A 9,832-nucleotide genomic window follows, 5' to 3' on the forward strand; every position below is an offset into this window, starting at 1 on the left:
CTCTCGTTGAATCGCTAAGTACAGACTGACGCTCTATCAATATTTAACATGGCTCCTTTTTATTGTTTTTCTGTGCCGAAGTCTGATGCCGATATCAACCGTCTCGGGACGCAGATGATGATTTTGGGTACACAGGTCAGTTTACTTGGTCTCGCTATTGCTCACTACTTCAATCCAGTTGTCGGGCTCACGGTTTTCGCGTCCGGATTCCTCGGAACTATTGGTGTATTCATGGATACTGAGTAGGCGAATTCGCTCAATCCGCAATCCCACTTAGCGGGTGATTCGATACATATGGCCTGAAACTAACCCTTGTGAATCGTTCTATGACACCCTAGCGGTGGCGTTTATTTCTGGGCCGGGATGGGTGGCCCGTCTCAATCGGGCCAGATTCACAGATGAGTCTGGAAGTTATCGACCGTCACAGCGAAGCACTGTTCGAGTTCCTCTGGTGTCCAGTCTGTGGACACGAGGTGTTCAGCCACATCCCGTTCGAGGGGGTGTTCTGCAAGCACTGCAACACACAGGTCGAACTCCAGGAATCCCGAGAGACACGCGGCTACGAGGAGGCCGTGCTCGCCTGCTTCGATTCAACCACGACCTGGAACCTCCACGTCGACGAAAAACTGCGCCGCGACCTGCCTGATGGGTCGGCGCGCGTGAAGATCTTCGGCGCACCGGGCGCCTACGAGGTCGACTGGTGGAGTCCGGAGCCAGGTGAGGATTGGGAACCTGTCGAGCGCGGCGAATTCGACGACGTCGAGGAACCAAACGAGGTGGCGCATCTCGCATAGCGAAGTTCGAATATCGCCAACTCGTGATGTTGTTTCTGCGCCGGTGAGGGGTGCCGGCGAGCCAGTTCGGGTCCTGAATTTCATATACCAAGATGGGTGAACCCGTCCGCGATTGGCGACGCCGCCAGTGAGAACATGAGTCCGAGTCGTATTCCTGCTGAGAAACTCATTGAGGAACTACAATCCATAGCGGATCAACTCGGTCGGCCGCCCTCACTCCGTGAAATAGACGAATTGAGCTCCTATTCGAGATCAACATATCAAGACCGGTTCGGGAGCTGGAACGACGCAGTAGAGGAAGCAGGGCTGGAACCGAGGCACTGTAGCACAGCGAATATCGAAGACCGAGAGTTACTGGAGGAACTTGACCGACTAGCCGAAAACCTGGATCGGACACCGCGCCAGCGAGATATGGAACAGCACGGGAAGTACAGCGTAACGACGTATCAGAATCGATTCGGCAGCTGGAACGACGCTCTGCGGAAAGCGGATCATCAGCCTACAAAGCAGTGGAAAGTAGACCGTGACGACCTCCTTGCCGAGTTACGGCGTCTCGGAAGCCGACTTGGTTCGTCGCCGACCGCTGCCGAAATGGATGAGGAAGGGACGTTCAGTAGCTGGGTGTACCTATCGGAGTTCGGTAGCTGGAACGAGGCGCTGGAGGCCGCGGGATATGGCCCAAACCAGCCGGATGCGCTGTCCCGATCCGAACTTCAGACGGAACTCGAACGCCTGATTGATGAATTGGATCGAACCCCTCGCAAGCGGGATATGATCGAGCATGGGGAATACAGCCCCGAACCCTACAGGCGGAGATTTGGGTCGTGGAATGCTGCGCTTCAATCGGTTGGAGCCTCGCTAAACCAACCGAATCCCGTCACCGAGGAGGAAGCCTGTAAGGAGCTACGGACCCTCTACAAGCGATTGGGGCGCCCACCAACGACAACAGACGTTCGGAAACATGGGTCCTGTACGCCTGTTCCAATCCTTCGAATCTTCTCATCGTGGGAAGCAGCACTCCGAGCGACTGATCAACAAGTACTGGAGGAGTACCTCCTGCGAAAGACCCTCCGCCCCACGCAACGGTTCGGCGAGAATTGGCACAGCAAGCGCGAAGAGGTCATCCACCGGGACAATGAACAGTGCGTTTGGTGTGGGATGGCTCGCGAACGGCATCAGGACGAATACGGGATGGATCTCCACGTCCATCATCGAATCCCGCGGTCAGAGTTCGCCGAAGCTTCCGATCAAGAACTCGAAGACGCCGACGTACAGCAGAATTTACTGACGGTCTGCGCGGGTTGTCACAGACAACTCGAACAGCTCCCGATTCAACCACTTCCACCGCCCGAGTGAACGGAGCGAGTTGTTTTTGCGCCGGTGAGGGGTGCCGGCGCACACGTGCCGGCGATGATCGATGTCGACACGGAGTCAACTCAGATTCGTCGAACGAGTGGACCAGGACGGCAAACCAACCGATAACGACCGCGTCGCGCAAGTGTACCGACATTCGGACGGCTACCCGGAGAGTGTGCTTCGCGATCTTGCGCAGTTGAAGGAACTTCTCGACTCGACCCGCGCCGAGCGAGGACCGGGGTACACGGCAGCGTCGTTCATGTTCCTCGACAAGCTCTCGACAATCGACCTGTATCTGGATGGTGATCCAGAACGAACAATCGACGCAGCGCAGCCAGCGGATCTCCTCGAGCCGGACAATATGGAGCACCTCGACCAGCCGATGTTCCTGCTCGGACACGGTGTCGAGAATCCGGCCGACGGGATTCACGGCGACGAAGAGTACCTCTACGTCGTCGAACTTCCGACCCGAAACCCGTTCGACGACCCCTCCGAGTGGACCGTCAAGGTGAGCGGTCACTCCGCCTTCCCGCGCTGGGATGGTCCGACCGAGGAAGCCTTCGAGCGGGCCAGCTGGCAGTTCCACGGCCCGCTTGAGCACGCGCTCGAAGAGATCGTCGCCGAGCCGGCGTGAACGCTCAGCCCGCTCAGATGATGCCGCCGATGACGAGTAGTCCGACGACGACCAGCAGCGTCGCGACAACGCTTCCCCCGGCCAGCCACTTGTTCTCCATCGCCTTCTCGTGAAGCGGCATCGCGGCGTACTCCTCGCGGAACGCTTCGAGATTCTCCTCGTCGTAGAAGTACTTCGTCTTCAGCGCGAACCGTTCCGTCACCGCACACCCCGTACAGACCGGCTCGCCTTCCAGCCGCTCCGTTTTGATGTGGCTGGAGCAGGCGATTGCCCCGCAGTTCGAACAGTAGGTGTACGTCTCGTCGACGCCGCTCGTGTCACAGTGGACGCAGCGGTGGATGCCGTCCTCGGCTGTTACTCGTGACGGGCCTGCCGCGTAGTACTCATAGAGGTAGGTGTACTCCTGGATGTCGGTGGTGTGCCGAGCTTCCGGGAGGTACACTGGTTCGATCGACTGGATGGAGATGTCCGAGCGGTTCGGCTCACACGTCTTGTTGTAGGTGACGTTGTTGTCGCCAGTGTAGGTCACTGTCGTCGTGTGATGCTGCTGAAGACGCTCGACGGTCCACTCTTTGTACCCCGTTTGCGTCTGGCCGAACCGGCGCTCCTCGACTTCGTCGAATATCTCCCCAAGCTGTTCTGAGTCCAGCACGACCGTGGCGTGGAGGTTCTCGGTGACCAACGTCGCGACGTTCTCATCAACGACCTGTGGCTGCCCGCGTTCAGCGTGGGCAACAAATCGGGTCTGGTCGTTGATTCGGTGAATGACGCCAACCGACGTCTCGAAGACAGCGTTCGTGTCGGCAGTAACCGCGACCACCGGGCGGAACGTCACAGCCGAATGCGGTGTCGGAAGATCGGCAGCTTCGATGTTTTCGATGTCATGAAATGCCTCTTGAATGGGTGCATCGAGATCTGTTGCCGGGTCGTAGGGACGTAGCGTTTCATCGCAGAGAATCTCGATGCGACCGTTATAGAGGTCGAGGCCAATCTCGTCGGCAATCTCCCGGAGGTCCTCGCCGTCGAGCAACTCGATTGGGTGCGGGTCGTTGTTCTGCTGGAGGCGGTCGGCGTACTCCTGGGCGGGACTCGTGAACCGCCCTGTTGTGACAACCATACCCCGCTTTGGACCGTCAAAATCGAACGTCGCAATGGCGGAGTGGAGTTTCTGGACGACCGGTCGCCCGACTGTCCCCGTGTGCTTACACTCGACGACGATCGCACGCCGGGTGCCGTCGACGACCTCTTCCATAATGACATCGCGACCTTCGTCGGCTGTCTTCTCAGCCTGCCGGACGTTCTCGTAACCGAGGGTGCGGAAGACGTCCTCCATCACATCCTCGAACTCGAATCCCGAGAGGTCGTCCAGTACAGCCATCTGGAATTAAGAGGATAGTAAGTTCCAATTGGGAAATACGTTTCCGAACTTATCTCAGATCCCTGGGTTCGATCGGCGCCCTCTTCTGAGAGATTTCTCTTGTAGTACTGAGTAGTGTGGCGGCACACTAGATATTTCACGGCTGGCCACCTACCGGGAAATATGAGCAGCGACAGAATCGACGCCGAAAGCAAGGTATCTGGAAATCAGGCAAACATCCCCTCCCGGATTCGGCGTGAACTTGATATCGATGATGGCGATCAGCTCCGTTGGCATCTCGAAGACGACGGGAGCATCCGGGTCCACGTGATCCAACAGCAAACGGGCACGTTCGCCGATTTTGACGGCTACGCTGGTGAGGAGTCGACCGATGTCACGAGCGATCATGACGCCTGGGGCGTCGACGTCGAGTAAATGCCTCGTGCACTGATCGATACGACAGTTCTCTTTGCCGCCGCATACCGGCGGGATGGATCCCACGATGCCGCGCTTCCCGTGCTCCAGGGCATCGATGATGGAACGCTCCCGGAAGCTGTCGTCCTCGACTACGTACTCGCGGAAACGCTCAACGGCCTCACGACCCACGCCGGCCACGACGCAGCCGTCGACCTCCTCGATCGCATGGAAGAAAACGCCCGCTTCCACATCGACTCACTCACCACCAACGCCATCGCGACAGGGAAGGCCCTCTTCCGCCAACAGGAACCGCTCTCCTTCGTCGACGCCTGCATTGTCGCGTATATGCAAACCGAGGGGCTCGGCTATCTATATGCGTTTGACGACGATTTTGACGCTGTCGAGGATGTCTATCGACTCGATACAGCAACGAATCCCTATGACCCAAACTGACGCCGGCTGGCACCACGGCTGGCGACGACGTTCGGTCTCAGGATAGTCGGACCTCGTACTCAACCGCCAGCTTCTGAAACTCGTCCCACTCCGGGAGCCGCTCGTCAACAACCTCGCCGTGCGTCTCGAGGTAGCAGAGCAAGACGTCGATTTCGTCTTCGAGGCCATACTTCGCCGCCTGCTCTCGAAGGTCCGCCTCGTCGACGTCGACGTGGCTGAGCAGGAGGAGACAGTACGAGCGGTAACGGCTGCCGCCGTCGATCACCAGCGTGTGACAGCAGAGTGCTGCCGTCGAGATTGCGTCGAGTTCCTCGGAGTAGACGTAGTAGCGGTGGCCGGTGAGTAGGAACAGGAGGTCATAGACCGCGAATCGAGCGAGGCCGGTTTCGTGGAACCCCTCTACGTCGATCTCCGTCTCGGTCTGAGCAAGGAATTCGTCGTAGTCCTCCCAGAGAATCGTGCCCTTCGGGGCAACGGCTTCGAGGCGTTGACGATGTCGATGATGTGTGAGTTCACGGGCGAACTCGTGGAGGCAGTCGAAGTCGGCGTTGAACTCGTAGTGGCCGTCGACAGTTCCGACGAGCCCACGGTCGCGAAACCGTTTGAGGACGCGGTTAACGGTGTTGCGATAGTTATCGCTCCGGTTGGCAATCTCGGAGACGGTTCGCGGCTGATCGAGGTAGTACAGCACCTCGAGTGCCTTGCCGGTCAGTAGCTCGGGGAAGTCAATGTGAGAGTGCTGGCGAACGAGGTCCTGATAGAGCTCGACGGCGCGAGCATCCGACGGGATGACTCGTTTTCGCCGCCCGTCGTGTTCCGTGTAGACGAGCCCTTTCTCGACGAGGTCGCCGACGGCACGAGAGAGGTAGCTCTCGCTGTGGTCGAGCTTCGCCGCGAGCTCGGAGATCGTGTCGCCGCGGTCGACCGTAGCGAGGACCTTGAGTTCGATGCGCCGGAGCACGGTGTAACATAGTACGTAATTTGTTTATATAGAAGTTTCGAGTAGTGTTACAGGCAGAATCGCCAGAACCGTCCCTATCGTCTTAACCAACAAAACTATGGACTCGTGAGCCGTGTTGGTTAACACGAGAGTAGCCGATGTCCTACGAACCCCCGACCCCACCGGCAGACCTCCCAACAGAGATCGTCAACACACTCAACGAGTCGGAGTCGGAGCAGCTCCGAGACGTTGCAACGTACGCTGAAGCGCTCGCCGAGCATAAGGAACGAGAGGCCCGTCTTGAGGAGTCGGCAGATCAAGAAGCGGTCGAAGAGCGACCAGACGATTTCCCGGATGACGTTCCTGCCAAAGCGACGATCACGATCAAAGCGATCAACGACAATCGCTACTACTACTGGCAGTGGCGGGAAGGAGACAAGGTGAAATCGAAGTACAAAGGGCCAGTCAACCCGGACAAGTAGCTCGCTCCGAAATCGGAAGATACCCACCCCACGTTTCCGACGTATCGGGAGGCATACCCCTGATCATGAGTGTGGTGTCCGAGTGAACGATCACCGTCAGAACAGAAACTCCATATCACCCCTGGTGTCGAGTGTAAATGACCATAAAGTAGGTTATCAGGCCCTATTGACACCATATACAAATTCGGGGAGTGCGTCACTCCGAGAGGTAGAGTGGGACACCCCGACTGTCGAGTGTAAAATTATGGAGAATCGAGGAGATAACCTCACGATTCAGCGCGGGGAGGGTGTCAACCGTCAATGGAGAACCGCTGATCAGATTCAATAGCACTTTGCACGACTTCAGGCTCTTCTAGTAGGTAGTAGAAATTAGTCATTCCCTTCCCACGACCACGACCAACTCGATCTGTGACACCTAGAATATCGAGAAAAACCTGTTCGTTCAACCGATCAGACATTCGCCGTTGTGAGAGAGGGTCAATATCTAGTGATTCAGAGAGTCGCTCATATCGTTCATAGATTTCACGGGTAGGGAATTCTTCCTGTTTACTTCCATCAGCAATCAATGAGAGGGCATACACTGCAGCTTTTGATTGTGTTGGCTGGTCTTGAAGCAGCTTAGAGAAACGATCGATATCAGCTTTCTCCCGTGCATTTCGGACATGTTCTTCCCGTACAACGTCACTATCATCGTCTTTCGCAAGCTCGCCTGCATTTCGAAGAATATCTAGTGCCTTTCGAGCGTCACCGTGCTCCTGTGCAGCGAATGCAGCCGCAAGGGGAATCACATCATCGGTGAGAGCACCTTCACGAAATGCGTCCTGACGGTGGCGCATAATTTCGCGAAGTTGATTTGCGTCGTAGGGTGGGAAAATAAACTCACGTTCTTGGAGACTGCTTAAGACTCGTTCATCCAAGGAATCTTTAAATGAGATTTTGTTGCTGATCGCGAGGATCCCTACCTTACATGAGTCAATCTTTCCAGCTTCCCCAGCACGGGAGAGTTGCATTAGCACGTTGTTTTCTTGGAGTTTGTCGACCTCATCAAGAATGATGATGACGACGTCGTGGAGAGTGTCGAGGACCTGCCAAAGACGATCGTAGTATGCATTCGTCGATAACCCAGAAAGTGGTACGGAGATATCCGTTTCATCTGATCGGTTGAATGTTCGAGCAAGTTTGATAACGACCTGTGTCTCCGTCGTTGCTTGAGTACAATCGATATATGCGCGATCGAGTCTCGTACCCTGCTCGTGAGCAAAATTTTCGGCACTTTGAGTAACGTGTTTAGCCACGAGACTTTTTCCAGTCCCTGTTTTCCCGTAGATCAACGTGTTTCTAGGCTTTCCACCTCTAATTGCGGGATGAATACTATTGGCGAGGTTGGATATTTCATCCTCACGGCCAATAATCCGTTCTTCATCTGGGATATGTTCGATATCTAGGAGCTCTTTATCTGCAAAGACCGGATCCTCGCTTTCCCAAATTGAGTCGAGAGAACTCTGATCCTCATTACTCATCTGAGTAGTCGACCTCCAAGCATCCGCCTCATAATACACACGACGGTCGGTGGAGTATATAAAACTATGTCTCGGCCACACACCACCTGTCGAGTGTAAATGCTGAAATACGCCGGTAAGAGTGTCCAAGGAAATAGAATAGGAGAATGTAATTCACGAAGAAGATCGATAGAGTGCATCTCCAAGTGTCGAGTGTAACACCGGCACTTCTCGATACTCCGATCCTCGAGAAACGTATGTGCTCAAAGACACACACACACCCCGGGTGTCGAGTGTAAATTGAACACGGTAGCTGTGTCGAGTCTACTGACCAGCCGCTTCAGCGTACAAAATGGAAGTTTACACGGGGTAATCTACTGTTAGCAGCCGAAGAAGACGATTACTAGACTTCACACAACTCCTAGAAAGGCTTTGGTCCTGTGTCTCTGTGATTGCTTATAAATGAAATTCTATTAGGACCTATACTAGCCTAAAATCGATTGTACTATCTAATCTCACATCTGTGTTTGCCTATATAATAAAATATATAAATAGTATATAGATAGTAGTAGTAAAACTACTATAAATCAGGATTTGAGAGCTTCTTCTCTGGAAAAATCGCATCTAACAACACCTACTGTTCTAAAGATCGCTGAGGAGTAGCCTACCGACGTATCGATTTACACTCGACACCCGGGGTGTGTGTGTCCGTGTAATGAAACTCGAGACTGTTATCGAACCGCGCTACTGTGGCAGGCCGATCCTCTAAAGCAAATAATCCGTATCAGCCGCCGAGTTCTTATTGGGATTCAGCACGAACTACCGGACATAGAGGGTGTCATAGAACTCTTGTCACACCGTGATGATCGTGCTTCCCGGATTATCTCCTCGTTCGTAGTTGGTGATCGCAATAACGAGACGCAGACACAACGACAGGAACACTTGTGCTCGTGCATGGACGCGGCCTCGGGCGTGGACGTGCCCGAGGCCGCAGTCCTTGACTGCGTCGTTAGTTCGTTCGACGCCTGTCCGGCGGTTGTACGTCTCATCTAACGTCGATTGCTTCAACTTCACGTCCTTGCTGTGTTCTTTGATACGGTCTTCGACCCTGTACTCTATGTCCAGTGGATCGTCGGTATTGCGTGCGTTGTACGGGGCGATTGGCACGACTCCTGCGGTCAGCAGGTAGTCGTGCCAATCGAGTGTGTCATAGGCGCTGTCTCCAAGCATCCAGATCGGAGTGTCGACGGCGAGCGCGTCACGCGTGACGCGCATCGCCGTCTCTTCTGGCGCTTGTTTGCTCTCGGTGAATTCCGCTGCAATCGGGATCTTTGAACCAGTCGAAACGATCGTGCAGCCGTAGCCGTAGTAGTACTCTTCAGCCGTTGGATCGTAGCATTTCGACGCGTCTTGATCGGCTGGCATCGTTCTCACGTCTGTCGAATCAATCGAGTAGGTCAAGTCGAGCAGGCCCCGCAAGGCGGCCTGCTCGACGAGGTGGTCGAAAATCTCGTCGATGACGTGTTCGAGATCGGTGAGGAAACGATCGACCGCGTCTCTCGACGGCGGTCGATCGAAGCCACAGCTGAGCCAGACGACTGTGTTGTTCAGTTCTCGCGCAACCGGACGAATGCCGTAGATATCCTTGTAGTAGCAGTGCAGAAACCCACGCATCATCTCGGGTGGTTCGTGGTCTCGTGTTCGCCCCGTCTCCGCCGGGGCGAACACGTCGAATTCTTCGAGAAACTCGAAGGAGAGATGCTCGAACAGCGCTAGCGTCTCCGTCTCCACGGCATTGAAGAACGTCTCTACCGTAGGATTATCTTGCAGGGTCGCTGGGCTCATACCACCTCAGCGTTCACCCTGCTCTCTGGTATGAGAACGGTTCTATGACACCCTC

At 55.2% G+C, this 9,832-nt stretch carries 11 protein-coding genes; 7 read left to right on the forward strand and 4 right to left on the reverse strand.

Annotated features, from left to right (window positions below; translation table 11 throughout):
* Window positions 1-72: 72 nt before the first annotated feature.
* The 4 genes from APQ99_RS12710 to APQ99_RS12035 all read left to right on the forward strand — a co-directional run bounded on the left by APQ99_RS12710 (window position 73) and on the right by APQ99_RS12035 (window position 2,784).
* Window positions 73-246, forward strand: coding sequence for a hypothetical protein (locus APQ99_RS12710; RefSeq protein WP_168731177.1), 174 nt, complete (start codon window positions 73-75; stop codon window positions 244-246).
* 152 nt (window positions 247-398) lie between these two features.
* Window positions 399-794 (forward strand): DUF7567 family protein, encoded by a 396-nt coding sequence (locus APQ99_RS12025; RefSeq protein ID WP_136361155.1) that lies wholly within the window; start codon window positions 399-401, stop codon window positions 792-794.
* 135 nt (window positions 795-929) lie between these two features.
* Window positions 930-2,150, forward strand: a complete 1,221-nt coding sequence (locus APQ99_RS12030; RefSeq protein WP_136361156.1) for a homing endonuclease associated repeat-containing protein — start codon at window positions 930-932, stop codon at window positions 2,148-2,150.
* Between the two features lie 61 nt (window positions 2,151-2,211).
* Window positions 2,212-2,784: a hypothetical protein gene (locus APQ99_RS12035; protein ID WP_136361157.1), complete on the forward strand. Its 573-nt coding sequence runs from the start codon at window positions 2,212-2,214 to the stop codon at window positions 2,782-2,784.
* Between the two features lie 13 nt (window positions 2,785-2,797).
* On the opposite strand, the gene APQ99_RS12040 is transcribed toward APQ99_RS12035, so the two are convergent.
* Window positions 2,798-4,162: a restriction endonuclease gene (locus APQ99_RS12040; RefSeq protein WP_136361158.1), complete on the reverse strand. Its 1,365-nt coding sequence runs from the start codon at window positions 4,160-4,162 to the stop codon at window positions 2,798-2,800.
* Between the two features lie 162 nt (window positions 4,163-4,324).
* Here APQ99_RS12040 and APQ99_RS12045 point away from each other — a divergent pair, with 162 nt between their 5' ends.
* Together APQ99_RS12045 and APQ99_RS12050 are read left to right on the forward strand one after the other, a co-directional pair.
* Window positions 4,325-4,576: an AbrB/MazE/SpoVT family DNA-binding domain-containing protein gene (locus APQ99_RS12045; protein ID WP_010904200.1), complete on the forward strand. Its 252-nt coding sequence runs from the start codon at window positions 4,325-4,327 to the stop codon at window positions 4,574-4,576.
* Window positions 4,577-5,011: a PIN domain-containing protein gene (locus tag APQ99_RS12050; RefSeq protein WP_136361159.1), complete on the forward strand. Its 435-nt coding sequence runs from the start codon at window positions 4,577-4,579 to the stop codon at window positions 5,009-5,011.
* A 37-nt stretch (window positions 5,012-5,048) separates the two neighbouring features.
* On the opposite strand, the gene APQ99_RS12055 is transcribed toward APQ99_RS12050, so the two are convergent.
* Window positions 5,049-5,972, reverse strand: coding sequence for a MarR family transcriptional regulator (locus APQ99_RS12055; RefSeq protein ID WP_136361160.1), 924 nt, complete (start codon window positions 5,970-5,972; stop codon window positions 5,049-5,051).
* Window positions 5,973-6,109: 137 nt separating this feature from the next.
* Between APQ99_RS12055 and APQ99_RS12060 the strand changes: the two genes are divergently transcribed.
* Complete coding sequence (locus APQ99_RS12060) at window positions 6,110-6,433, forward strand: hypothetical protein (protein WP_136361161.1); 324 nt, start codon at window positions 6,110-6,112, stop codon at window positions 6,431-6,433.
* A gap of 290 nt (window positions 6,434-6,723) precedes the next feature.
* On the opposite strand, the gene APQ99_RS12065 is transcribed toward APQ99_RS12060, so the two are convergent.
* Together APQ99_RS12065 and APQ99_RS12070 are read right to left on the reverse strand one after the other, a co-directional pair.
* A complete protein-coding gene (locus APQ99_RS12065; RefSeq protein WP_136361162.1) occupies window positions 6,724-7,953 on the reverse strand; it encodes a Cdc6/Cdc18 family protein in 1,230 nt (409 codons plus the stop codon).
* A gap of 831 nt (window positions 7,954-8,784) precedes the next feature.
* The gene (locus tag APQ99_RS12070) at window positions 8,785-9,777 is read right to left on the reverse strand and encodes an IS5-like element ISNpe16 family transposase (protein WP_015298782.1); all 993 of its coding nucleotides are present in this window, start codon (window positions 9,775-9,777) and stop codon (window positions 8,785-8,787) included.
* Window positions 9,778-9,832: the final 55 nt, after the last annotated feature.

Source organism: Halobacterium salinarum DSM 3754 (assembly GCF_008124605.1).
GTDB lineage: Archaea > Halobacteriota > Halobacteria > Halobacteriales > Halobacteriaceae > Halobacterium > Halobacterium salinarum.

Bases quoted from the DNA above. Each gene is read 5' to 3' on its own strand.
- APQ99_RS12040 (WP_136361158.1), bottom strand. From the start codon at position 4,162: ATGGCTGTACTGGACGACCTCTCGGGATTCGAGTTCGAGGATGTGATG.
- APQ99_RS12045 (WP_010904200.1), top strand. From the start codon at position 4,325: ATGAGCAGCGACAGAATCGACGCCGAAAGCAAGGTATCTGGAAATCAG.
- APQ99_RS12065 (WP_136361162.1), bottom strand. From the start codon at position 7,953: ATGAGTAATGAGGATCAGAGTTCTCTCGACTCAATTTGGGAAAGCGAG.
- APQ99_RS12060 (WP_136361161.1), top strand. From the start codon at position 6,110: ATGTCCTACGAACCCCCGACCCCACCGGCAGACCTCCCAACAGAGATC.
- APQ99_RS12030 (WP_136361156.1), top strand. From the start codon at position 930: ATGAGTCCGAGTCGTATTCCTGCTGAGAAACTCATTGAGGAACTACAA.
- APQ99_RS12035 (WP_136361157.1), top strand. From the start codon at position 2,212: ATGTCGACACGGAGTCAACTCAGATTCGTCGAACGAGTGGACCAGGAC.
- APQ99_RS12025 (WP_136361155.1), top strand. From the start codon at position 399: ATGAGTCTGGAAGTTATCGACCGTCACAGCGAAGCACTGTTCGAGTTC.
- APQ99_RS12070 (WP_015298782.1), bottom strand. From the start codon at position 9,777: ATGAGCCCAGCGACCCTGCAAGATAATCCTACGGTAGAGACGTTCTTC.
- APQ99_RS12050 (WP_136361159.1), top strand. From the start codon at position 4,577: ATGCCTCGTGCACTGATCGATACGACAGTTCTCTTTGCCGCCGCATAC.